Source organism: Ruegeria sp. CDSB086, assembly GCF_059611065.1.
On the sequence record NZ_JBXWOV010000015.1, the window covers coordinates 17,162 to 42,179 of the forward strand.

Below are 25,018 nucleotides of genomic sequence, written 5' to 3' on the forward strand. Positions count from 1 at the left end.
GGTCGATCAATATCGCTTGCCAATCCTGCAAGCCTAGCAGTCCCGGTGGTGTTACCAGTGCGACTTTAAGCTTTTCATTTTGCACTGTCGCTCTCCAATCGGCGTGCCTTCGCATCGAAGACTTCGGATATTCGGCCAAAGCCCGATCGCATGAGGGAGTCACCATGCCAGCCATTCACCGGATAGACAGCTGTGTCCGCCGAAAGCAGCTCAGACCATCCCAATACGCCATCGTCAGGAACCATGGCCTGAGATCTTGTGATAAAGAGAACAACTTCGCCGTCATATGGTTCAAAGCTGTAGGCCCGCGTTTGACTTACTAAAGCATCCACGGTGTCGTCGACCAGCGTTTCGGTTGGAGACGCCGGTGGTGCGAGCCCTGTTGCTTGGAGAATACGCTGTGCAAAATCGTTCTGACCGAGGAGATCTGTTGTACTGATCTTTCCACGCCACCGTAGGCTTAGGTAATACCGAAGCCTGCGCATTCTAATGGTCCATTTATCGCGTATGCGTTGAGACCGTGTAAACTTGCCAATTGCGCCGGGGGCCCAAGTGTCAATCATACCAACACAACGCACCCGCTCGCCTAAAGCAGTTAGTTGCTTAGCTAGCCGAAACGCGACACGACCATCGACGCAAAGCCCGCACAAAAGTATGTCGCGCCCTGAATATCGGGCTTGAACAATTGATGCCGCTTCGTCAATCGCCGGGTCGAATCCGGCTTGAGATAGCGCATTGAGCTGCGCCCGATCAGCAATACCGATATTGGCAACAGCACAAATTGCTCCGATCTCTTTGCCCAGTGATTGATAAAGGAATGGTTGATTAACCGTCAGCAAGATGGGCGCGGTTTCTGGCGCGGATTTGAGTTCGGCCAGAGACCAGATTGAATCGGGCGTTGTTTCGTCTCGAGGCGTTGGATGCTTTGTTGCAACAGGTTCGGTCTGTCCCAGTAGATTGGCCAGCCCGTCCAGAGTCGGATCATTCAAAAACGCGTGCAGACTTGGTCTGGTCTCGAAAGTCTCTCCTACGCGCGACAACATTTGCAAAGCCAGTACGGAATAACCGCCCAGATCAAAGAAATCTCCGTTGACGTGATCAACAGGCAGCGCAAGAATGTCGGACCACAAGGAGGCCAGTCGAGGTTTAACGTTGTTCGGGGACGGTGTTGGCTTTGCAAGTGACGTAAAACCATTCAGGTTTAGCGGAGGGTTTTTTACCTTAGTGGGTCGATTTGCTGCTATCGCTGAGGTCGGAGCGGGGTCGCGTCGCATCAAGGCTTGGAACACCTCGAGCAAAAGGTCCGAAAACGCCTGAATAGTGGACTCGTCAAACAGATTGGCATTGTAGTCTATCGCCAGACGCCATCCTGAATTTCGACCTATAATGTTTACATTGAGATCGTAAAGCGTACCAGGTGAGTGTGATTGAACCGAAACCAGTTCTATATCGCCATATTTCCTTTCGTTTAAGAAAACGCGCTGAAGGTTAAACATGATCGAAACCAACGGGATACGTAACGGGTCTCGCGGTGGGTTTAGTACCTGAACCAGCTTATCGAAGGGCAATGTCTGGTGTGCCAGGGCGCCATTTACGACCTCACGAGCAGCGCGACCTTGATCGATTACTGATCTGCTTGCGTCAATGTCGAGGCGCATGACGATGGGATTAGTGAAAATCCCGATCAGTGGTTCCAAATCTATTTCTGTTCGGCCTGCAACCTGGATGGCAAAGCTTACGTCATTGCGGCACGAAAACCGTTCTAGCGCCGTGCTGAAAGCGGAAACGCCCAGGGCAAAGACTGAGGTATCCAGCTCTTTTGCGGTTTCAGAAAGGTTGGTTTCGAAGTCCTGCGGAAGTTCCCTGGCAAATGACTTCGGCTCGGGCTCTGAGGCCGCACGCGGTCGATCAAGCGGCAGTTCGAAATATTCCATGCCACCGAGGGTTTGCTTCCAGTACTCTTCCTCTTCATCCATGGCACCGCTCTGTTCGTAATCAGAAAGCCACATAGAAAAGTCACCGTACTGCAGTGTTAATTCTGGCAGATCAGGATCGGTACCAGTCTGCAGCGCTTCGAGATGTACGCCCAGTTCATGACCCAGGACACCGATGGAGTATCCGTCGAACACGCTGTTATGTACCGAAATCAATAGAGCTGCGCGTTCAGTTTCCATTGGAACCATCGCAACGCGAAAGAGACAGGGTTCAGACAGGTCGAATGGCTGTTCTGAATGTGCAATGGCAATCGAGTTAATTCGCTCTGCGCGATCGGCTTTGGGGACATTAAGGATATCAACGAGATCGAGTTTGAATTCAACATGTGCGAAGACTTCCTGCACAGGCTCCCCGTTTTGTTCTACGAAACGTGTTCGAAAAATCTCATGCCGGTCGATGATCTTCTGGAACGCAGTTTGAACCATGTCGCTGGTTACCGGTCCTCGCAATTCCCACCGTATGGCTAGATTCAGTCCCTTATTACCGGGGTGAATCTGCTCCATAAACCAGCACCGTTTTTGGGTAACAGAAGTGGGAAAGGTTCCGACTATCTGCTGCTGCTTCAATGCCTTCATAAAATCGCTCCGCTAAACCCAATCACCCTGGACGCGGAAAAACGTTTCGCAAGCTATTTCGAGCCAAAAAACTCCCGGCATGCGGCGAACAGGGCAAAATGCGGGTACTAATTACACAATCCAAGTTTCTCTGCCGCAGTCGCGCGAGTCAAATAAAACTCGCTAAATACTACAGGCGCCGTACAACAATCATAAGTTTAAGCCCGCACTTCGCAACTCACGGGGTGAAATGCTCCTGACAGGGCACAATTATTCGCTATCATGTGACAGTTGTTATTTAGTTGTAAGCGATTCGATGATTTGGCTTAAGGGTTCTGATTTAGCTTCCGCGCGAAATCTCGTGCGTAGCCTGTGCGCTGTTTCCGTTTTTGTAAGCGCAGTGATGGACGGCGGTATTGGCCGGGCCACAACCTTTGATGGATATCTGATAAACGTGGGTGACGAGCTCGAGCTGGATATTCTCGATGATAATGAACCACCGCAGCGATTTACTGTAGGCCTCGATGGTGAGGTGCAGTTACCTTACATCGGCGGTCTACAGGTATCTTCTATTGCGGTTGGCGATGCGAGGGATTTAATTCATCGCACCTACGTAAAAAATGAAATTTTTGTGGACCCCTTGATCGAGCTTTCGGTTGCAAGTTTCCGGCCGATTTCGGTTTTGGGGGATGTTAAGAATCCGGGAAACTTCGACTACCAGCCTTTCATGACTGCAGAACAAGCCGTCGGTTTGGCTGGGGGTCCAGCGATTTCTGCAAACAACGAAGAAGCCCGTGTTCTAGAGCGTAGAAATCTGAAAGGCACGTTGAACAGCCTTGAATACGATCTTGCATTGTCGGCCGCCCAATATGCACGGGCTCAGGCATTGTTGAAAGGCGAGGACAGTTTGAATTGGTCTAACCTGCCGCCAGACCTGCGCCCGGCAGTGAACCGAGAGTTGTTTGACGAACATAAAGCAAGTGAAGATCAGGTCATCACGTTGGAGACGCGGAATGCGATAACCCAACATGAGCTTCTGACGCAGGCCGTGTCCGAAGCTGAAAGCCAGATCGCCATCCTGCGGCAGCGCGAAGTCGTGCAGCAAAGGATTGTGGATGTTTCTCAGACAGAACTGGAGAGAATGATTGATCTGGCGGCCCGAGGTTTGATCCCAAAATTTGATGTCCGAGACTTTGAGCTTAAGACTTCCCAGGCAGAAAGCAGTCTGTTGGATCAACGCGAGCGACAGTCCGAGGCATTGGTGCAACTTGCAACTCTCAAGGGACGATTGTCCCAGTTCGCTTCGGATCTGGAGCAGAAGCGGCTCAACGAATCCCAGCGGATCTGGAACGAGATCAAGAAGCTGATTTCAAACAGAAATTCTATCGAAGACAGATTGGGGCTTTTGGACCAGTGGATGAATGCGGCCTCTGGTTTGGAGAGCGAAATGCTGCTCGAATTCCAAGTGCGCCGACGCGAAGACAACGGGGTTCGCAAGCTACTGTTGCGACCCGGGGACGAGCTTTCGCCGGGCGACTTACTGGTTATCGTGGTGAAACCACCCGAAACGTTGGGTGAACTACAATGAATGTGCGTAGAAACCCGGAGTCGTCCAACCCGCGCGAAGTGGGTCGCGCTGCCAAATCGAATGCCGGTTTCCTAGCTTACCAATCTATCGACGTGATGTATCTGTTCTCGATTTTACGGGTTAATGCACGATTGATTTCCGCAGCGGCCATCGGGTGCGCCGTAGCGATGTTCATTTATCTGCTCTTTATTCCTCCGACTTACACCGCTTATTCGCAGATCATTCTCGACACGCGCGAAGAAAGTGTATCGCCTGTCGAGGAAGTGGTTTCTGACCTTAATCTGAACAGCTCGGTCCTGGCCGGTGAGGTCGTGACGATGCGGTCGAACGTGCTGATTGGCCAGGTTGTTGACGAATTGGGTTTGTTGGAGCATCCCCGATACGACCCCCGCCAACAGCGCAGCGAAGGCCTATTCGGCCGGGCCAAACGTCTATTGCGCGGAGACGATCCGCCACATGTGGTCGCTGCGCGATTACCCGAAGAAACGCTACGTTCATGGATTATCAGTGCGGTGCGAGACAATCTGTCTGTAACGCAGATTGGGGTGTCCTATGTGATTGGAGTGAGTTTCCAGAGCACCGATCCGGTGCTTGCTGCAGACATAACCAACGCCATCGCAAACCGGTACATTAACAGTCAGCTTGACTCGAAAATGGATGCCACATTGCGCGCCAATTCTTGGCTATCTGACAGGTTGGCTGAATTGAGCGTTCAACTTGAAGCTGCAGACGCAGCGGTGGTTGATTTCAAGGCCGAGATGATCGAAATCGCGGATGGCAATGAAGAAAGCATCAGCCAGCTATTGGCCGAATTGAATACTAAGTTGGTCGGCAGCTCAACCGAGCGCGCGGATGCTGAAGTGCGCCTCTCTCAGGTTAAAGCGCTACAAAATCTTGGCGGCTTACGCGCAGTATCAGACGTTGTGACCTCACCGCTATTGGAAACATTGACCCAGCAAAGAACAGAATTGGCGACAAATCAGGCTCAATTGGCTAGCACCCTCGGGCGTCGGCATCCGGATATGGTTCGAATTAACGCGCAAATCGCGAATATTGACCAATCGATTGATACCGAATTGAGGCGTAGGATCGAAGAAATGCGGGGTGACGTTATCGTGACCACCAATCGAGAGAACGCTTTGAGGAGCCAGATCGCCGTTGTATCTGAGAGGGCGGATTCACTGGCCAAGGCCTCGGTACGTTTAGGGCAACTGGAACGGGCGGCGAATGCCAACCGTCTAGTCTACGAAAACTTTCTTTCGCGCTTCAAGGAAACCAGCGCACAGGCGGATTTCCAGCTTCCAGAAGCGCGTATTATTGGTCAGGCCGAGGTTCCGTCTGTCCCCTCTGGTCCGCGCAAGTCCCTGCACATGATCGCGGCCTTTGTTTTCGGCCTTTCTGCAGCCACTGCTTTCGTATTCTTGCGAAATCTGGCGCGGTCGCCGGTGAACACAGCGGATGAATTGGAAGCACTGACACAGCGCCGCAATCTGGCTTTGATCCCATACGTCCGGCATTTTGGAAGCAAATACAGATGGCTGCGACAAGAACTGTCAGGCGTGGAAAAATCACAGTTCATGGAGAACGTGCGCACCATTCGCACGAGCCTGTTCGGGCTGGGGAAATCCCGTCAGCCCAAAGTAATAATGATTACGTCTTCTGTTCCGGCAGAAGGAAAATCGTCACTATGTTGTGCTTTGGCGCGGGCAATCAGCACTTCGAAAACATCCGTTTTGTTGTTGGATGCTGACCTTCGGCATCCGGATGTACGAAAAACATTGGACCTACCGTCCGACGGGCCGTGTTTGGTGGAATACCTTAATGGAAATGCAAAGATTAAGGACTTACCCATCCGATCCGATCTGGCTGGCGTTGATGTCATTTCACCATCGTCTGAAACCGCGAGCGCTGCGGATTTGCTGTCGTCTAATCTGTTTGCTGGCTTGTTAAGCCGAGTAAGTGCTCGCTACGACGTCATCATCGTAAACGCGCCGCCTGTGCTGTATTTGTCAGATGCAATTCTGCTGACCAAACATGCCGACACAACCCTGGTCGCCGTGCGTAGTGGCAAGACACCGGCCAAGGTGGTGTTTAGCTCGATTGCGAGGTTGGAGGAGAATGGGCAACCGGTGTTTGGAACGGTGATGACAATGGTACGTCGCCAGGATGCAGCAGCGCGTGATCTTGGGAGCTATTCGTACAAGTACAACTATTGATTTGAGTGTTTGTAAGACAGTGATGTTATGAAAGTTGCCCTTGTTCATTATTGGTTGACTGGTATGCGCGGTGGCGAGCACGTGTTGGAACAATTGGTCAACCTATTTCCTCAAGCTGACCTGTTCACGCATGTTGCCGATCCAGACAAACTGTCGCCTCGGCTAAAAAGCCGTCCCATCCATGAAACATTCATCGCCAGGCTTCCGGGCGCGCGACGCCACTATCAAAAGTACCTGGCTTTTATGCCTCGGGCACTCGAAGAACTGGATCTGTCGGGTTATGACCTGATCATTTCATCCGAAAGCGGGCCGGCCAAAGGTATCATCGCACCACCGGGTACGCCTCATATTTGCTATGCACATTCACCGATGCGATACATCTGGGATCAGTACGGTGCCTACAGCAAGCGGTTGTCACGGATTGAAAAGATGTACTTTTCGCATCTCGCGCACAGGCTTAGAATTTGGGATGTCAGCACTGCGGCCCGAGTCGACAAGTTTGTGGCCAATTCCAATTTTGTGGCACAGAGAATACGGCGTTACTATCATCGTGACGCACAAGTTGTGCATCCGCCGGTCGATCTTGATGCCTACCACCTACCTGACGAGACCAATAGACGCAGCCACTACTTGTTTGTCTCTGAACTGGTTCCGTACAAAAAAGCGGACTTGGTCATCGAGGCCTTTCGTGATCTCGACCGGCAACTGGTTGTCGTAGGTGATGGTAGCCAGCGGTCCGAGTTAGAGCAGAATCTTCCTCCAAATGTTCGGTTGCTAGGTCGGGTCCCCAGTGCAGACTTGCCGGGTCTGTATCAGACTGCGAAAGCGTTGATATTCCCAGCCGAAGAAGACTTTGGCATTGTCCCGGTCGAAGCCATGGCCTGCGGGACACCTGTGTTGGCCTACGGCCAAGGCGGTGTGCGCGACAGTGTTATTGAGGGCCGTACAGGCCTGTTCTTCGACGATCAATCAAGCAGTTCTATTGTGGAGACTATTCATCGGTTTGAACGCGCGCATTTTAATTCCGGCGACATTAGCGAACACGCAAGCGGGTTCGGTGCAGAACGGTTTCGACGTGAGTTCTCCAACGTCGTTGACGCTGTCCTTAGTGATTGGGCCGTCTAAGCGCTTCGCTGTTTTTGACCTATTTCAATTCGGCAGGGTTTGCAGGATCAGCGCGGAGGGTTCGTTAGTGTCACTGAGCACAGTGATCTCTGTCGATCGGACCTCTGTTTCAGAATAGATTGGCCCGCCTGTATTGGTGTTTCTTGAAAGGCGCGGAAAGTTGGTTCCGGCCACGTGCAACCGAATTTGATGACCAGCTTCGAACTTATAGGCGATTTGGCGCATGTCGACTGTTACTTCGTAGATCTGTCCTGGGGTCATCAGCTCGGGTGTTTCAAATCCACCCCTGTATCGCAACCTTAATGCGCCCTCTTGCACCAATAGCGAATTTCCTTGTGTATCTACATCCGAAATGCGCAAGACTAGGTCGGAATCCGGAGTTGAAATGGTGACCCATAGCTTTGCTTGGATTGGGCCCGCGACTGTTATTGGCTGTTCCAGCGGTGCGGATGAGAACAACAGCACATCGTCTCGTTTCTCGATCGAGTTCTGCAACACGGGCCCTTCTCGATCCTCGGGATTTCCAGTGCAGCAAAGCGGGCCACCGATAGAGGGAACAGGGTTTTCGGGGTCGGACAAAAAGCTACTCTTTAAGTCTGAAATTGCGCTTTTTTTCCAAAGCAATGACTGACCTGCGCTCAAATATAGCTGCTTTTGAATTGCGTCGGCAGGCGGCCATTTGTTGGCTTCGCGCCACTGGTTATCCACGAGTGTAAAATAGGTGTATTCGGGTAAATCAATGGCGGGTCCGTTCCCCAGGTGCCAAGCCAGAAACCGGCTAATGAGATCAACATAGCCGATGCGGCGATCCGGTGAGACTGGTAGATCCCCAACGACCGTGTCACCGTCCGTACCGAGGTAGTTGCAATGTGTTCCTGCGCCGATGATAGTATTTACGGATGCGCCCGCATTTTGCAGAGTTTCAGCCAGTGTTAGGCTCGAATCTATTCCGGGATCATGCCAGGTATCAATGAATAGTGCAGGTACCGAGAACGCCTCGTTGCCGGTGATATAGCCGGCGTCCCGCCAGTATTGAGGGTTATCGAAGTTCTGCAAAAACGCTTCATAATCAGTCTCGTCCGAGCGCAATTGTGCGACTAGGCCGTCGACAGGAAGTCCATCGAGAACATCGCCCGGATCAATTGGATGATAACCAGACTTGGGTGCGGTTTTGCCGCCTTCTGTACCAAACCAGCCGACGCTGGCTGCCAGGTTGAAGACTCCGCCTTCAAAGGCACTGAAATAAGCGTTCTTCCCTTCGACTGACCCGATTGCGCCGCCTGCTGCGATTGGAACTATGGCATGCAGGGCTGGATGTCCTTGAGCCGCCAACATGAGTTGGGATTCACCCAAAGCTGAACAACCCAGTGTTCCAACCCGTCCATTTGACCACGGTTGATTAATGATCCAATCTAGCGTGGCCGCGCCGTCCGGACCCTCGTTGGGGTATGGGGCGAATGTCCCTTCTGATCCGTACCGTCCGCGCATGTCCTGAGCGACCACAGCGAACCCCCGGCGCGTCAGCTCTCCAACCCAAAACCGCACTTCGCCGTAGGTTCGTTTGCCGTAGGGAAGGCGCATCAAAACCGTTGGGCGCGGGCCGGATTCAGCCGGAAGGTAGACATCCGTCGCCAGGCGCACGCCGTCAGGCACCGTCACCATAACATCCGCTAAATCCGGTGCACCAGCTTGTACCCACCACGCGATTTGATTTCGGTTTTTGTCCAAAAGGGTTTTGCCCATCAGGACTAAACAACCAATTGCAATCACGGAACAGATAACAAGAACAACCTTGCGTTTCATTTAAACACCCTATCGACTTGCTAGGTTCGCCACGAGTAGTTTCGGTATTAGAAGGAAGGATTTTTTGCGTGCTCAGTGTGGATCTTTGGCTGTGGTCTCTGGAAGAAGCAGACGAACACCTTGATCATTTTAGTAAGGAACTGTCGGTTGACGAACTGCGAAGGGCCGATCGTTTTGTCAAATCCAGTGATCGGAGCATGTACATTGTAGGTCGCGCCGGATTGCGGAGAATCTTGGCGGATTACATTGGTCTTGACGCCAAGGCGGTCGAGTTTGAGTACGGGCCGCATGGCAAGCCGTATTTGCAAAATGGCCCTGGGTTTAACCTCAGTCACTCTGCCGGTCGGGCTGCATTGGCAGTGTGCTCGTATGCCCATCCGGGTCTCGATATCGAGTTGGTGCGACCTATCGAAGATGCGGTGGCTAAACATCATTTCTCTCCAGCGGAATACGCCGAGTTGTCGTGCTTGCAACCGTCGGATTGGTTGCAAGGGTTTTTTCGCTGCTGGACCAGAAAAGAGGCTGTTCTGAAATCACTGGGGCATGGGTTGTACATGCCCCTTGATTCTTTCGACGTGACCCTCTCGCCCGACGTCCCTCCTCGATTGACGCGGATTGAAGACGACGACCCTTTACGTTGGACTTTAACTCATTTCGAACCTGCGCCGGGTTGGATCGGCGCGTTGGCCCTGCGCGATACAGGTGGCCCTGTCGAGCTTCGGTGGCGATCCGGTGATCCGATCGTCCGAGCCTACTCACGACGTTCCAGAAAATAGCCTCGGCTGACACTTGGGCCCAAACCGGGATGCGTTGAAATGATACGACCAAGAGATGGGATGTCCCATTGATCGCGTATTACATAGCCCATTTCGGTTAGGTTTTTTTCAAAATCATTTCTGTTTCTGATTTGATAAGGCACCCGGCCAGGCCCGATCTTTTCCAGAGTTACAACGGTCGGGCCACAGCGAGTCGCGACTTTGTTTAGCAAGATGTATTTGGGTGGGGCGTCGAGCTTGCCGATCAATTCAGCCAGAGAAATATCCAAGTATTGCATCAGGCCCGACCCTAGCAACACGTCTATCTGACCAACTTTCGCAAGGTCGTCTTGAAACACAATTTCAGCAGGTAACTCCTGACTCTCCTGTGCGGCGCGGGCCAGATCGACAGTTATGGGCAAATCGTAAACTGTCCACTGCAACCTGTCGATTGGACACAAATCCCGAAAGGCGATGTATTTCGACCCGAAATGCCCCCCTGCATCCAGCAGGTGCATTCCTTCGCTAAAAACTTCGTTAATCCAATGAATGACCGGATAATCCCAAACAACGGTTTTGCGCATCAGGTCGGTGTTCACCTGTGCCACGTCCTTATCATTATACCCGTTGCCGTGGGCTTTACCTGCGGCCGCTGCATAGTTTGGATAAGCGCCAACCATGGCCGGGGGGCGAATGCCGGTCGTCATTAGCCGAGCCCAAGCTGCTGAAACCGGTAGCCCAATCCCACGTTTCAAAAGACTTAAGCTAAATTTTAGGGTTTCTCGTGATCTAAACAAAATTTTACCACCGCACAAAAAGCGAGAAAAACCGCCAGTATGAATTCTGAGCCCGAAGAAAATACTCCGCCAAACTACTTTCAAACCGGATTCGGGAAAACCCAAAGGCAAAATGCGCTCGTTACTGTTAACATTTCGGAAACATTACGAGGGATAGTTGGCAATTGCTGCTCGAATTTTGGGGTGTTAGTGCTTTCGGTTCGCGATCTGAAAATGCTCAGTTACTTTGACAGAGAACGATTTTCGATATGCCGCTTGCCGATAACCGATTCGGGCAACGATGCTTGTCGAAGTAACAGACGAAACAGTGAATTTGACCAATTTAATAGATGTTCCGTTCGGGGTTCACGCTCCGAGGTTGTAAGCGAGGACGAAAATGGCTGTTTATCCTGCTGCAGCCGCATTCTTGCTATTGTGGCTTTGGCTCAGCGCACGAAATGCTGACAATGGGATTTTGATGGCCATAGCGGTCATCCCATTTGGGATGTTCGCAGCGTTGGTTGCCGGTGGTCTCTCAATGATCATTGCCAATTTATTGGCAATTCTTTCGATCTTTCTATTGATCTTACGGCGGATTACGCATGCGCCTGGGTCGGCAGAATTCCGTTTGCCCCCGTCGGGTGTCTATCTTCTTGTTTTTGCGTTGTACTCTGTTTTCTCCGGAATCGTCCTAGTGCGCCTGTTCGAGGGGCAGTTTCTTGTTTTCCCGATGACGGTGACAAACAGAGGGCCACAGGTTAGTAACTTCTTCAGCTCTGTAATGCTGCCACTACGGCCTACAAACTCCAACATAGCGCAATCGGTCTATATCCTGCTGTCCTTTGCCTTCTTTCTAGCGACAGTTTTTGTCGCCAGACGGCGCGGGGCAGAGTTCATTGAAAAAGGACTGGTTTGGGCCGCCTCGCTTAACGTGGTTCTTGGACTCTTAGACTTTCTGGGTGCCGATGCGGTTTTGAGCCTAGTCAGAACTGCCGACTATACCCTTCTAAACGAACATCTGGTGGGGCCGTTCAGTAGGGTGATCGGAGGATATGCCGAAGCGTCCGCTTATGGGGCCGCTTCGGCTGCGTTCTTTACTTACTTTTTTATGTCTTACTTGGTTGTCAGAACGCAAAGCCACGGCATCTTGGCAGCAGCCAATTTTGTTGGCGCCGTGCTTGCCATGTCCAGCACAGGCATAGCCGCTCTTGCCGCAGGGGTATTCTTCGTGACTCTGCATTTCAGAGTTTTTCTGGGCTTCAATATGTCTCGTGGGTTTGGGCATCTCATGGTCATAGGCGTTTCGTTTTTCGCCATTGCGATCAGTGCGTTACTTCTGGTGCCAGTCGTGATGGATAGCGTTTCAGATATTCTAGACCGTTTGGTTTTTTCCAAACAAGATTCCCTATCAGGACGGGAACGCGGCGCGTGGGCTGCGGCTGGGTTTGATACTTTCTTCCAAACCTGGGGGCTTGGGGCCGGAGTCGGCTCAGTGCGGGGGAATGGCATTGCATCCGTTCTTTTAGGAAGTGTGGGCTTTCCCGGAACGATTGCTTTTTTGATGTTCATTTTCAGCGCAATTGGTTTGCCAGCTACAGGAGCCGATCGCGGCACGCTACGGTTGTTTAGCGCTGGTCGCGTTTGCGCGCTGACATTATTGACAGCCATGTTAGTTTCAGCAACGACACCGGATCCAACTCTGCTTCTTATGGCGGTTTCGGGGCTGTGCGTTGTTGCCCGAGAACAGGTTTTCGAAGGCTACACGACTGAGACCTTGGCAGCATCTGCCAAAGGGTTTTCGAATCGTGTTTAGCTTTGGTGGATTTTTTTGTCAGGAACAGTCCGGAGGTAAACTTGAGTACTGTTGATCTTATGGCGACAAACTGACTTGAAGAAGTAGGTTATCCACAGGACGCCTGCTGCCCTTCCTCGATTTTACAAAAAAGTTGCGGCTTGGGCAGGGATTTACTTATACTTTGAATGGTGGGGAATTGTAATGCGGGCCAATGTTTTTCGGGTCGCGCGTGTTGTGTATTGTATTAACGATTGGCTGTGTAATGAGAACGAATTTTAATCGTGGGGCTGAGGTGGAGTCTTCATTGCTCGGTGGCTCATCTTCTGGTCGATTAAAGAAGTACAACGGTGGTTCAGACACTTTTCTCAAATCGTTGTTTGACCGTTTGTTTGCATTTTTTGCGCTGATCTTTTTCTCTCCTTTTCTCATTCTGATCTCACTTGTTATTTTGATAACGGACGGTGGGCCGATTTTTTTTGGGCACAAACGCATCGGCCGAGATGGCAAAGAATTCAACTGCCTCAAGTTTAGAACGATGGCACGGAATGCCGAAGAGCGTTTGGCGAAGATCTTGGAATCTGACTCCGAAGCGCGCGCCCAGTGGGAAGCTCAACAGAAACTGGATAATGACCCGCGGATTACGACGGTCGGCGAGTTTTTCCGTAAGACGAGCTTGGACGAACTACCGCAATTCTGGAACGTTTTAGTGGGCGACATGGCGATTGTCGGACCTCGCCCGGTCGTTGCTGCAGAAGCGTCGCACTATGGCGAGCATTTCAGTGACTATCTTTCGGTCAAACCAGGGATTACCGGGTATTGGCAGGTCAGTGGGCGGAGCAACACGACCTATGCCGAAAGAGTACAGATGGATGTCTATTACGTGAACAACCGGTCATTTGGACGCGACCTCAAAATCATTCTCAAGACGATAAAAGTGATGATCATGAGCGATGGTGCTCGGTAGCGAAATCTTGGGTTGCGGTCAGAAGAAAACGAACAAAACCACGACTAACCAGAAGAGGAGACAACCGCCAATCACCAGCCTGCGTAGTAACTTAGGTGACGCGGATTCGATCATTTCGATGATGTTGAAACGCAACGTTTTATTCTCGTGAACGAGGGCCATTTGCTATGCTCGACTTTTCTTTTTCATCATTACCACCACGGCTACGCTGAGTACGAATACCTGTCAATAAGGCAGGCTGTGGCGGCGGTTTATCGGCAATATTATGTCTAAAGTGTGTTAGCGTTATGCGTTTAATTGTTTCCATTCCGACTACAAATCGCCCGGATATTGTGGTTCCCACAGTTTTGGACATAGCGCGCCAAAAAAGATTTCCAGACCTCGTGATCGTAGTTGTTGCGCGGGCCGACGATATTGACGCGCATAAAATTGCCAATTTGCCATTCCCAGTTTGCATCGTTCAAAGCGAACGCGGCTGTTGCATTCAACGAAACACAGCCTTGAGCATGCTGCAGGAAGAAGATGTCCTGCTGTATTTGGATGACGATTTTCTAATGGCGCCGGATTATCTGGCCAACCTAGAACATCTGTTCAAGTCTCGGACCGACGTCGTCATGGCGACAGGGACAGTTTTGGCAGATGGAATACATGGCCCGGGAATCAGCCACTTGCGAGGTTTGGAAATGGTCTCGCGAACAGCGCCCACCGTTACTTCTGAAATTACTGACGTCTACAATTGCTATGGCTGCAACATGGCGCTGCGCGCTGCACCAGCTTTGTTGGACAAAATACTCTTTGATACGCGGCTCAAGCTTTACGCTTGGCTTGAGGATGTAGATTTCTCACGCCAGATGTCTGCGCATGGTCGCATCGTTCGATCGAGCAATTTGCGAGGTGTCCATTTAGGAACCAAGGTTGGGCGATCAAGCGGCTTGCGTGTTGGGTACTCGCAAATTGCCAACCCGCTTTATCTGCATAGAAAAGGGACGATGGCGTTTAATCGCGCTCTGAACATCATGTGTAGAAACTTGGCGAGCAACTTTGTCAGGTCTTTCAATTCCGAGCCTGAAATTGATCGGTTGGGGCGCTTGAAAGGAAACCTGCATGCCTTTGGCGACTTGGCGCGCGGCAGGATTAACCCTGAGAAAGTGGAGCGGTTCGAATGACGAACTCAGCTCCAAGTCGCGTGGTGGTACTTAGTGACTTCGCAAAAATTCGCGGAGGGGCTTCCAAGCTTGCGGTTCTTCAGGCCCGGTTGCTTGCGAGACAGGGCATCCCTGTTACATTTTTTTGTGGCGACGATGGGGGGGAGATGCCGACTGGGGTCGAGCTGATATCTATGGGTGGTCAAAGCTTGTTGGATCAGGGTGGACTGTCCGCAGCCGCGTCGGGGCTCTGGAATCGTAGGGTTAAGAAGCGGCTAGCCACTTGGATCAAAAAAAATGACTGCCCGGGCACCATCTACCATGTTCATGGGTATCATCAGACTTTGTCGCCGTCGCTTTTGTGCCCTCTTAAGCCGGTGAGAAGCCGCGCAGTCATGCACGCCCACGACTACTTTCTGAGTTGTCCCAATGGCGCGTTTTTTGATTTTCGCCAGCAAAACACGTGTCCACGCGTTGCGATGTCCGCGTCATGCATACTGCATAACTGTGACAAGCGTAGCTACGGGCAGAAAATCTGGCGGGTGTCGCGGCAAGCACTACAAAACCGAGCGCGACGCAAGTTATTGCCGGACGTCACGACCTTACTAATCCACCCGGGTATGGAACACCGATTGTTTCCGGACGGCACGCCCGGCCCGGTAGTCGCTTTAGCCAATCCGTCAGAACCTCTTTGTCCAGATCCGGTGCCATGCCATCAGAACAGTGAGTTTCTGTACGTTGGCGATCTGCACGAGTACAAAGGGGTCTTCCTATTGGCCGAGGCCGCACGGTGTGCCGGCGTCAAAATGCGGTTTGTGGGCAGTGGTCTGGATCTGGCGAAACTAAAGGCCGACTTTCCCGAACACCGGTTCGATGGTTGGCAAGATCGAACCGGGTTGGAGCGTGCCATGGCCAAAGCCAGGATGCTGGTAGCGCCGACATTGGGTCCGGAACCATTTGGTTTGGCACCGGTCGAAGCCTTGTTATGTGGCGTTCCGGTTCTGGCATCGGATAGCCTGCTAATTAGTCGGGACATTTGCGCTCAAAAGATGGGCGAGAGCTTTGCTGCCGGACATCGGGATGCGCTGGTTGCAGCATTGGCCGGCCTGTCTGCTGACGATGATTGGGTCGCGCAAATGGCTTCGAATGCCAAAACGGGCGCGCGCCACATCTCATTGTCTTCGCAAGCTTGGTGCGACGCCTTGTTGTCTCTGTACCGCGATATCCTGCAAAGCCCAAGCACAACTCGGGGGACAGAACGTTTGCGTGCCCCTGTGGCCACGTAATGGAGGGACGTTTTGGAAAACACCCTTTGCGATAAATTTGACGCGCAGTGTCGCCTGAGTTGGTTGGGTTTGTCGTCTGCTTGTCCTGCTGAGAATGGCGGCGGCCAACAATGGCCCAACTTTGACGCCAGAACCGGTGCGTCGGACAGGTTGAGCCAATGACACAGCCAGCCCAAAAAAAAGATACCGTGTTGCGTGGCGGGGTTTGGACCACGGTATCCAAGATTTTTACCCAGTTGACGCAGTTTGCGATCTTCTTGGTGGCCGTACGTATGATGACTCCTGCCGAGTTTGGCGTTTTTGCGTTGGCTGCGGCAATGGTCGTTATCCTGACACAAGTTTCAATGGCAGGATGGTCAGAGTACATCATGCAATGGCATGGGCCCGACGACCGCATTCGCGAAACTCTCTTTGTGGCAATTCTATGCGGTTTTACGATCGCTGCGATGGGTGTTTTGAGCGGCAGCGCTATCGGGGGCATAGTTTCTGACCCCGTTGCCAAGCCGCTTCTTCAGGTTTTGTCAGTCGGTGTGTTTTTCACTTCGATGGGTGCTGCATACAATGGCGTTTTGGTCCGGCAGGACCGGTTGACGACCGCAGCGCTGATCACGCCGATTGCGGACGTTGCGAACCTGGCCGTCGCGATTTGGGCTTTGTATCAAGGGTTTGGCGTTATGGCGCTGGCGTGGGGACGGCTTTGCGGCGCCGTAATCTGGAGCGTCAGTGGTCTGATTGTAAGTAAAACCACACCCGAGATCATGGGGCGTGAAACGCTTGCGGATACAGTGGCCTTTTCCAAAAAGATCATAATGACCCGTCTGGTGGTGAATGTTCGTATCTATTTCGCAACCCTGATTATTGGTGGGTTTTTGGGCGCGACCTCAGCCGGATATTATCGTGCGGCGCAGCGCATTGTCGCGGCATTTGAAGAAATTGTCAGTGAACCGACCCGTATACTGTCATGGAATCTCTTCCGCCGCAGCCGTGATGCTTATGGCGATACGTCTGGATTTGGGGCACTTTCGCTGCGCTTCTTTCCCATTCTGTTTTATGGGGCGGTTCCCTTGTTTATCGGCGTGTTCCTCATGGCGGATACGCTGACAGCCGGGATTTTGGGACCCGGTTGGGAGCCCGCAACACCGGTTCTACGTATTCTTGCTGTTGCTGCCCTGATCCGTTGCAGCGGAAATGCCAGCGCCGCGATTTTAACGCTGGCTGGTCAAGTTCAGAAATTACCTTGGATTATGGCGCTATATTCAGGAATCACGATTGCCGCGATCCTGTCGGCGGCGTCATTCGGCATAACCGCAATTGCGTTGTCCGAAGTCGTGGCTTCAATCATTGTCTTTTCGATCAACGCAATCATCATGAAGCGTTATGCCGGTATTCACTGGCATATCATCCTCTGCAGGTCTTGGGCAGTGCTACCGGCGCTTGCGTTGGCTTGCATTCCCATTTTCTTCGCAGACAGGCTAAATCTGTTTTCGGAAGCCCACGATCTAGTCCGGTTTGTCTTGATTGGGCTGGGCATGATGGCCTTCGTCATTCCAACCGTTCTTCTTCTGGATGGATCTTTGCGCAACGCACTGAGAAACAGAGGCTTTTCGGAACATTCAGTGGGGTGAGCAGAGAAGGAGATGCCGCACGGTTTCGTGGCTTACATCCGCAATGCGCAATATACGTCACTTATAAAGTTCCTTCGCGGATCATATCTGCCGCTTTCTCCGCAATCATCACAACCGGGGAGGCCGTATTGCCGGATACGATTTTTGGCATGATAGATGCGTCAACCACCCGTAATCCCAACAGTCCATGCACCCTGAGATCCGGGCCGACCACAGCAGAAGCATCCGAGCCCATCTTGCAGGTGCCGACAGGGTGGAAAATAGTCGTAGCGATATCACCTACACCTTTCACAAGGTCTTCCTCTGACTCCATCGCCGGGCCAGGCAAGATTTCTTCAGGCTGATAGGGTTTCAGAGCGTTCGCCGTCATAATCTTCCGCGCCTGTCGCACGGATTTCGCTGCAACGCGTTTGTCGTTTTCAGTCGAAAGGTAGTTCAGGCGAATATCAGGCTGTGCTTCGATGTCTTTCGTCTGAATATGGCAGGTGCCCACGCTTTCAGGTCGCAAGTTGCAGACCGATACAGTAATCGCAGGGAAAGGGTGAAGCGGATCACCCAACTTGTCGGTGGACAGCGGCTGCACATGGTATTCCAAGTCGGGTGTAGCCAGATCGGGATTGGATTTTGTGAACATCCCAAATTGGCTGGGGGCCATCGACATTGGCCCTGATTGCGTCAGGCCGTATTGCAATGCAATCTTTGCTTTCCCAAGCAGCGAATTCGCCATCGTGTTCAGGGTTTTTGCGTTCTGGACCTTGAACACAGTGCGGATTTGCAAATGGTCCTGCAGGTTCTCACCCACGCCCTGACTTTCGTGTTGCAAGACGATGCCATGTTCAGACAGCACATCGCCCCGGCCCACGCCTGACAATTCTAAAATTTTGGGCGTGTTGATCGCGCCCGCCGCCAACAAGACCTCGGACCCGGCATAGGCGTCATATTGAACGCCCTTGTGCAGGTAGCGTACGCCCGTCACCTGCTTGCCATCGAACAACAGCGTCTCGGTTTCAGCATGGGTCAGAACGCGCAAGTTGGGCCGTTTCATCGCCGGGCGCAAAAAGCCTTTGGCCGTGTTCCAACGCACACCGTTGCGTTGATTAACCTCGAAAAAACCGGTCCCTTCGTTGCTGCCATCGTTGAAATCTGCGCGCGGTTGGATGCCAAATTCCTTAGCGCCCTCCTGCACGGCTTTCAGAATGTCCCATTCCAAGCGCTGTTTCGAGACCTTCCATTCCCCTCCGTGCCCATGCATGTCTGCGGGCCCGGCATGGTGATCCTCGGATTTCAGGAAATAGGGCAACACGTCATCCCAACCCCATCCGGCATTGCCCAGCTGCCGCCAATGATCGTAGTCCGCTGCCTGTCCGCGCATATAGATCATGCCGTTGACCGAGGTGCATCCCCCCAGCACCTTGCCACGCGGATAAACCAGCGAACGTCCGTTCAAGCCCGGCTCGGGGGCAGTTTTCATCATCCAGTCCGTGCGCGGGTTGCCAATGCAATAAAGATACCCCACCGGTATATGCACCCAGTGGTAGTTGTCTGAGCCGCCGGCCTCGAGCAACAGCACCCGCGTTTTGGGGTTTTCTGTCAGGCGGTTGGCCAGAACGCACCCGGCCGTGCCCGCGCCGACTATGATATAGTCGTAATCCCCATCAAGTTTCCGGACGCTTGTCATGGAGCATTGGTCTTTCTGATTAAAATGCAACAACGAGTTTGCCGATCATGCGGCCAGATTCAATGATCGCGTGGGCTTCTTTGATCGTGGCCACTCAGGACCCAGCAGTCATCGGCGCGAGCTTTACTTTGAAACTTGGGACAGAAAGGTTCCGGACGGAGCCTACCGCTCGTCACTCCGCCGGAAAAAGTCTGGCAAATTCACCGCTCGAATTTTTTCAATCAGGAATCATGCACCCAGACGAAGATCAGAGAGTCCTGAGCCAGGTTTCTACATAGTTTTGAAATTTGACACTCATGCGTTTTGCGAACGAATTAGGGTCTGAGTTGGAAGGACCAACTTTCACTGCCCTGGCTCAATCCACCTTTACAACCATTTTCCCAAAGTTTTCTCCGGCCAGCAGTTGGTTAAATGCAACCGGAGCATTTTCAAGACCTTCAACCACATGCTCTTTATACGTAATTGAGCCGTCCTTCAGCCATCCTGTCATGTCCCGGACAAACTCGGCGTAAACCTCGGGGCCGAAATTGTCGAAAATTATGAAACCCTGCATTTTGACCTTCATCCGCAACAAGGTACCCATGATCACCGGGCCCATATCCGGTCCGTCCGGCAAACCCGGCAAGTTGTACCAGGCCACGACGCCGCAGACCGGAACACGCGCAAACGGATTCAAAAGCGGTAAGACCGCATACAGCACCTTGCCACCGACATTCTCGAAGTAGACATCAATGCCGTCAGGGCACGCGTCGCGCAATTGTCCCGAAAGATCCGCCGCGCGGTGATCCACACAAGCGTCGAACCCAAGGTTCTTTACCACGTGTTCGCATTTTTCCGGGCCACCCGCGATACCCACCACGCGGCACCCTTTTAGCTTTGCGATCTGACCCACGGTTGCGCCCACCGGTCCAGCCGCAGCCGCCACGACAACGGTTTCACCAGGTTTTGGTTCGCCTATCTTCAGCAGCCCCGCATAAGCCGTGTAGCCGGGCATTCCCAGGATACCCAACGCCCAGGACGGATTGTCCGGCGTCTTGCCAAGATTGACGACCTGCTCACCAGTTGAGATCGCATAATCCTGCCAGCCACTCGTGTTTAAAACGTAGTCTCCGGCTTCGTACCCTTCGAGGTTCGATTCCACTACCTGCCCCACAACCTGAGCCGTCATGACCCCACCGATCGGAACCGGTTCAGCGTAGGATTTCGCGTCATTCATACGACCCCGCATGTAAGGGTCCAGAGACAGGTACACCGTGCGCACCAGCATCTCTCCGTTGCCGGGTGTTGGAATGTCTGTGATTTCAAGCCGCAAAGTGTTTTTGTCCGGGCGACCAGTGGGGCGTTCCGCAAGAACTATGCGACGGTTGGTGTCGGATGCTTGGGGCATTGAAATCTCCTAAAAAATGAGAGTGGTGCAACGCAGCCAAGCAAGATTGTCAAAAACTGTCCAGCCCAAAAACCTCGGTTACAAAATGAAGCACGGATTGCGCGAATCCACGCTACCTGTTCAATGCAGCCAAGCGTATCAGAAGGCCGAAGGCGCAAGCCAGCGCCTTCGGCCTCCAAGGGGTGATCACACCCTTTGTAACCTCACTTGATTAATCGAAAACAGATGCGATCTGATCGACGCTCACGCCTTCTTTGATCTCGCGCAGACGGGCATAGATCAGAGCGACTGAAATGCCGCTCAACCCCGCACCAAAAGCTGCAACAACTGAAAAACCTGCCGTCATTGCCCAGCTTCCGACACCTTCAAGCAAACCGGCGGCGAAACTGGCGAGGAAACCACCGATCCCGGCGCAGATACCGATCAGAAGCAAAGCGCCAAAAATTGGCCAGCGGTATCCCTTGGTCAAAGCCGCGCTGCGCCCAAGCCCGCCAAATCCTGCTTTCTCGATCACCACGGCAGGCGCAACCATCGAAAAAACCGCATAAACCCAAAGACCGGGTATGATCAAAGCAAGCGTTGCAAACCCGGTCAGAATTCCTGCGACCGTCGTCAGCACCGCAACCGGGATAGCAGCTTGCAGAGCTGGTGCAAAATAACGACCCACCTGCAGGCGGCGTCCGAGTTTGGCGTCATATGCCAGTTGCACCAGCAGAGCGGTCGTCAGGGCATAGAACACGACCTGCAGCAAAATCGTCAGTACCCAGGTGGTGACGCCGGAAGAGGTGCTGAAATCGGGGTCTGCCGCACCCAACGCCACATCGGCCCCGACCATCATACCCGCAATCACTGAGCTCAATAACGTCGGCACCAGCGCTAGCAGGATGACGGTGATAAAATTTTTGAACAGGATCGAGAAACTCTCGCCCACGATACTCCCGACGCCGAGCGCCTCGCTGCCCGTGTGTTCTGTTGTGCTGGCCACTGTTTTATCCTCAATACTACTCTGTGTTTCGGCTAGTGTATGATGATCATCTAAGGTTGTCTTCAGTATCTTTATGACACCGGTAATTGAGTTTGAGAGCGGCCTTTCCAAGCCAATTTTCGGGCAAAAAAGGGGCGGCTATTGACATGAATTACGAAGAGTTATCGTCGACCGCATAGTGCTTGTCCCTGCGGCGTTCGCCGAACAACTGGCGTTTCTCAAGATGTTCACGCTGCGCATTATAGAACGCCCGGAGGAATTTCAGCCGATCGGCCTCGGGAACTTTGTTCGCGTAGCCGATCTTTTGGCGGATCTTTTCAACCACGCTTTCAATGGTGGCCCTGTCATTCTGAGAGGGACCCGACGCGCGCCTTTTCTCTTGCGCCCGCAAAAGCGTTTCAAGGGTCTGCAATTCGAATGCGCCGTAGTGATCAAGCTGATGCGCCAGAAAGGTAAAACGCGTTTTTGCGGCCGTCTCGCCGACCGGAACCTGAGCCAAATCCGTCAACAGCACCGGCACCGGTAGGTGGATCACATGTGTACCGGCCATCAGATCGCCCAGCCTTTGCCTGTGACGATTGAACAGCGGCACAAATAGCCCCCCCAGTATCCAGGCCAGTGCCAGCCCCGAGGCCACGGGTGATGAGGTATCAAGTGTCAGCAGCAGGGTTGCGGGCAGAAAAATCTCAGCCTCTTTCATAAGGTTCCTGAGCACCAACGCATGCGTGCTAAGCGATCGGCCATCATGTGAGACGACCTTGATCTTCATCAACCGCTTTCCCAATGTCTGACCGTTCCACGCCAGTTCGGCGATGACGTAGTAGGGCACCCGGATCACGAAGAACAGAAGACTGCTGATAGCAAGCAGCGTCGTAGGTGTGCCAATACCCAGGGACATGATCAATATCAGGACTGCGACGGCGGCGATCAGCGTAATGCCAACATCTGTAAGCTGCGCGGCAAGGCGCACCCCTAGCCCGGCCACCTCAAGGTGGATGGGTACACCTTCGGGCGGGATCAGCTCACCCAGCGATGGGGCTGCCGTCTTGTCTTTGCGTCGCCACAGTTTCATCGCCGCACCCTACCGCCCAAGGCAAACCAGGCCAGCCAGCATAGTCCCAGCCCCCAGCCAATCACGTACCTTATGGCTTTGTCCTGGATAAGCTGGCGCCCGAACCCTTCCACAAGGGCAGCGACCACCAACATAAAGGCCGCCACCAGCGCAAGCTTTACGGCATCCCGGCCCGCGTGGCGCAAAGCAGCGCGGCGGCTTCTTTTCCCTGGAAAAAGGATCGCTGCCCCCAGTTGCACCCCACCGCCGCATGCAATGCAGATTGCCGACAGCTCGGTCACCCCGTGGATAGACAACCACCCCCCAAGATCACTGCCCAGACCGCGTTCCACGTGCAGCGCATAAAATGCGCCCAGCGACAGGCCATTAAAGAAGGTCAGCAAGACCGCCGGCGCACACAGGAATACCCCAAGGCCAAACACAAAGATCGCGATGCGCGTGTTGTGCGAGAACAGGAAAGTGGCAAAGGCCCCAAGTCCCGAGGTGCTGGGATCCTGATCATAAATCACTTGCCGCAGCTCTTCGGTAGTAGATGTTGGCCCGCGCCCTCCGGCCAGTTCCGGCGGCATGAAAACATGATACCAAGCCGGGTTTTCCAGAAACAGCTGATATCCCGCCAAAACCCCCAGCCCCATACACAGGAAACCAATCAGGATAAACAACCAGGATCGACGTATCGCAATCGGCGCGCCGCTGACAAAAAACTTGCGCACAAGCCCGCCCAGACGCTCCTGAGGGGCATAGACTGACAGATAGGCGCGTGCGGTCAGCGCTTCGAGATAGTCCAGCAGCGCCTTGTCCAACGAAATTTCGCGGGCAATGGCCAGGGATGTGGTCGCATTTCGGTAAAGCGCGGCCAGATCGCGAGCAGCCGCGAAATCCATTCGCTGTAGGCCGACACGCTCGGCCTGGGTGACCAAAGTTTCCAGACGACGCCAGTCGGCTTCGCGCTCTTTCCGGAACCGGGCCGAGCGGATGAGGTCGCTTTCCGCCATCAGATCAACTCCCGCGCCTTGATTTCCAGATAGGTCGAGATCAGCTTGGCAGTCACCGTATCGGGACGCGCATCCAGCACCGTGACCCCCAAACGCGCCAACCTTTCCAGCACCAGACGACGTTCGCTGATCGTCTGGTTCGCGGCCACCAGCGTGGCGACCCCGTCCAGATCCTTGGGTGCGGATTCCACCAGCGCCTCGACCTCTGGGTCGCGGATGGTGACGAAGATCAGCAGATGACGCTTTGACAGAATGGCGATGTTCTCGATCAGAAGCTCGGCCGAAGTCGTGTCGATGAAATCCGTGAAAATGATGATCAGACTGCGTTTTGGGGTGCGGGCATTCAATTCAGTCAGGGCCAGGGTATGGTTGGTCTCGTGACCCACATAGGCCAGCTCGCTGGTCCAGCTGCGCAGGCGCGCGAAAGCCTGTCGCCCCGCCCGTGGTGCCACAAAAGATCGCGGACGCACGTCATAGGCGTAATACCCCACCAGATCACCGCCAATTGCCGCCGCCCAGGCAACGGCCAGCGCGGCAGTAACGGCATGGTCAATCTTGGGCACACCGGCGATCTCTTCGCGCATCAGATAGCCGTTATCCAGCGCTACGATAACGTGGTGATTGCGCTCGGCCCTTAACTCTTTAGCTGCAAGCCCCCGCCGTTTGGCCGAGCGTTTCCAGTCGATCGATTTAACGTCCATACCCTGTACGAAATCACGAAGCTGGTGAAATTCGGACCCTTCGCCGATGGCACGGTTTTCCTTCACGCCATAAAGCGTGGACTGCACCGTCGTGGCAATCTCACCCGACTGAATAAGCCGAATATTGGGCACCACCCGAACTTCCAGTGCGAAATCCAGTCGTGGCACGAAATCAAAAAGCTTCAGGCGTGACGACCAGTGAAGCCAGAGATGTTCGAATGCCCAGATACCGCGCCGCACGCCGCGACAGTCAATCTCGGCTGATCCGGTCCCATCCGGTCCGATCCTGAACTCGAACTCCGCCGCGCCGCTCAACCCTTTTGGCCATTCTAGCCGCGCCTGCAAGTCTTTCGGAGCGTCCGGAACCTGCAATTTCAACACCTGCATTTCGCCCACGAAAATCTCGGGCCGCATGTCGAAAACCAATTGCTTTCGACGGTTGAAGGACATCAGCAGATCCGCCGCTGACAAAAGCGCCAACAGGACCCACGGCGCCAGCGCCAATTCACGCAACCCGCCGAAAAATGCAAGTCCCAGAATCGACAACACAAGGGCGACGCAGGCAGCGCTCAG

Annotated in this window: 18 protein-coding genes; 9 read left to right on the plus strand and 9 right to left on the minus strand. The window is 53.3% G+C overall.

Annotation, left to right across the window (positions count from 1 at the left end; all coding sequences use genetic code 11):
• Positions 1–74 precede the first annotated feature (74 nt).
• Positions 75–2,570, minus strand: a complete 2,496-nt coding sequence (locus AC2FIO_RS21610) for a condensation domain-containing protein (protein WP_496699920.1) — start codon at positions 2,568–2,570, stop codon at positions 75–77.
• A 229-nt stretch (positions 2,571–2,799) separates the two neighbouring features.
• Here AC2FIO_RS21610 and AC2FIO_RS21615 point away from each other — a divergent pair, with 229 nt between their 5' ends.
• The 3 genes from AC2FIO_RS21615 to AC2FIO_RS21625 are packed head-to-tail and all read left to right on the plus strand — an operon-like array spanning position 2,800 to position 7,478.
• Positions 2,800–4,137 carry a polysaccharide biosynthesis/export family protein gene (locus AC2FIO_RS21615; RefSeq protein WP_496699921.1) on the plus strand — a complete coding sequence of 446 codons (1,338 nt, stop codon included), beginning with the start codon at positions 2,800–2,802 and terminating at the stop codon, positions 4,135–4,137.
• Positions 4,134–6,353: a GumC family protein gene (locus tag AC2FIO_RS21620; protein ID WP_496699922.1), complete on the plus strand. Its 2,220-nt coding sequence runs from the start codon at positions 4,134–4,136 to the stop codon at positions 6,351–6,353. Before AC2FIO_RS21615 ends, AC2FIO_RS21620 begins: the two co-directional genes overlap by 4 nt.
• 27 nt (positions 6,354–6,380) lie before the next feature.
• Positions 6,381–7,478, plus strand: coding sequence for a glycosyltransferase (locus tag AC2FIO_RS21625; RefSeq protein WP_496699923.1), 1,098 nt, complete (start codon positions 6,381–6,383; stop codon positions 7,476–7,478).
• A gap of 24 nt (positions 7,479–7,502) precedes the next feature.
• Here the strand turns inward: AC2FIO_RS21625 and AC2FIO_RS21630 are convergent, their stop codons facing one another.
• Positions 7,503–9,281: a CocE/NonD family hydrolase gene (locus AC2FIO_RS21630; RefSeq protein ID WP_282169656.1), complete on the minus strand. Its 1,779-nt coding sequence runs from the start codon at positions 9,279–9,281 to the stop codon at positions 7,503–7,505.
• A 68-nt stretch (positions 9,282–9,349) separates the two neighbouring features.
• On the opposite strand from AC2FIO_RS21630, the gene AC2FIO_RS21635 reads away from it, so the two are divergent.
• Positions 9,350–10,057 (plus strand): 4'-phosphopantetheinyl transferase family protein, encoded by a 708-nt coding sequence (locus AC2FIO_RS21635; RefSeq protein WP_496699924.1) that lies wholly within the window; start codon positions 9,350–9,352, stop codon positions 10,055–10,057.
• Here AC2FIO_RS21635 and AC2FIO_RS21640 read toward each other — a convergent pair.
• Positions 10,033–10,938, minus strand: a complete 906-nt coding sequence (locus AC2FIO_RS21640; RefSeq protein WP_496699925.1) for a methyltransferase, TIGR04325 family — start codon at positions 10,936–10,938, stop codon at positions 10,033–10,035. The two genes, AC2FIO_RS21635 and AC2FIO_RS21640, sit on opposite strands and share 25 nt — an antisense overlap.
• 271 nt (positions 10,939–11,209) lie before the next feature.
• Between AC2FIO_RS21640 and AC2FIO_RS21645 the strand changes: the two genes are divergently transcribed.
• The 5 genes from AC2FIO_RS21645 to AC2FIO_RS21665 all read left to right on the plus strand — a co-directional run bounded on the left by AC2FIO_RS21645 (position 11,210) and on the right by AC2FIO_RS21665 (position 17,627).
• The gene (locus AC2FIO_RS21645) at positions 11,210–12,625 is read left to right on the plus strand and encodes a hypothetical protein (RefSeq protein ID WP_496699926.1); all 1,416 of its coding nucleotides are present in this window, start codon (positions 11,210–11,212) and stop codon (positions 12,623–12,625) included.
• A 244-nt stretch (positions 12,626–12,869) separates the two neighbouring features.
• On the plus strand, positions 12,870–13,571 hold the full coding sequence (locus tag AC2FIO_RS21650) for a sugar transferase (RefSeq protein WP_496699927.1): 702 nt from the start codon (positions 12,870–12,872) through the stop codon (positions 13,569–13,571).
• A 287-nt stretch (positions 13,572–13,858) separates the two neighbouring features.
• Positions 13,859–14,737 (plus strand): glycosyltransferase family 2 protein, encoded by an 879-nt coding sequence (locus tag AC2FIO_RS21655; protein WP_496699928.1) that lies wholly within the window; start codon positions 13,859–13,861, stop codon positions 14,735–14,737.
• Between the two features lie 599 nt (positions 14,738–15,336).
• On the plus strand, positions 15,337–16,002 hold the full coding sequence (locus tag AC2FIO_RS21660; protein WP_496699929.1) for a glycosyltransferase: 666 nt from the start codon (positions 15,337–15,339) through the stop codon (positions 16,000–16,002).
• Between the two features lie 158 nt (positions 16,003–16,160).
• Positions 16,161–17,627, plus strand: a complete 1,467-nt coding sequence (locus tag AC2FIO_RS21665; RefSeq protein WP_496699930.1) for an oligosaccharide flippase family protein — start codon at positions 16,161–16,163, stop codon at positions 17,625–17,627.
• Between the two features lie 61 nt (positions 17,628–17,688).
• Here AC2FIO_RS21665 and AC2FIO_RS21670 read toward each other — a convergent pair whose 3' ends face one another.
• The 6 genes from AC2FIO_RS21670 to AC2FIO_RS21695 all read right to left on the minus strand — a co-directional run bounded on the left by AC2FIO_RS21670 (position 17,689) and on the right by AC2FIO_RS21695 (position 24,994).
• Positions 17,689–19,305: a GMC family oxidoreductase gene (locus AC2FIO_RS21670; protein WP_496699931.1), complete on the minus strand. Its 1,617-nt coding sequence runs from the start codon at positions 19,303–19,305 to the stop codon at positions 17,689–17,691.
• A gap of 355 nt (positions 19,306–19,660) precedes the next feature.
• A complete protein-coding gene (curA, locus tag AC2FIO_RS21675) occupies positions 19,661–20,692 on the minus strand; it encodes an NADPH-dependent curcumin/dihydrocurcumin reductase (protein WP_496699932.1) in 1,032 nt (343 codons plus the stop codon).
• Between the two features lie 211 nt (positions 20,693–20,903).
• Positions 20,904–21,677, minus strand: a complete 774-nt coding sequence (locus AC2FIO_RS21680; RefSeq protein WP_282119251.1) for a hypothetical protein — start codon at positions 21,675–21,677, stop codon at positions 20,904–20,906.
• A gap of 151 nt (positions 21,678–21,828) precedes the next feature.
• Positions 21,829–22,749, minus strand: a complete 921-nt coding sequence (locus AC2FIO_RS21685; protein WP_496699933.1) for an RDD family protein — start codon at positions 22,747–22,749, stop codon at positions 21,829–21,831.
• Entirely contained in the window at positions 22,746–23,744 is a 999-nt protein-coding gene (locus AC2FIO_RS21690; protein ID WP_496699934.1) for a stage II sporulation protein M, read from the minus strand. The genes AC2FIO_RS21685 and AC2FIO_RS21690 overlap by 4 nt, the downstream gene beginning before the upstream one ends.
• Positions 23,744–24,994, minus strand: a complete 1,251-nt coding sequence (locus AC2FIO_RS21695) for a DUF58 domain-containing protein (RefSeq protein ID WP_496699951.1) — start codon at positions 24,992–24,994, stop codon at positions 23,744–23,746. The genes AC2FIO_RS21690 and AC2FIO_RS21695 overlap by 1 nt, the downstream gene beginning before the upstream one ends.
• Between the last annotated feature and the right edge of the window lie 24 nt (positions 24,995–25,018).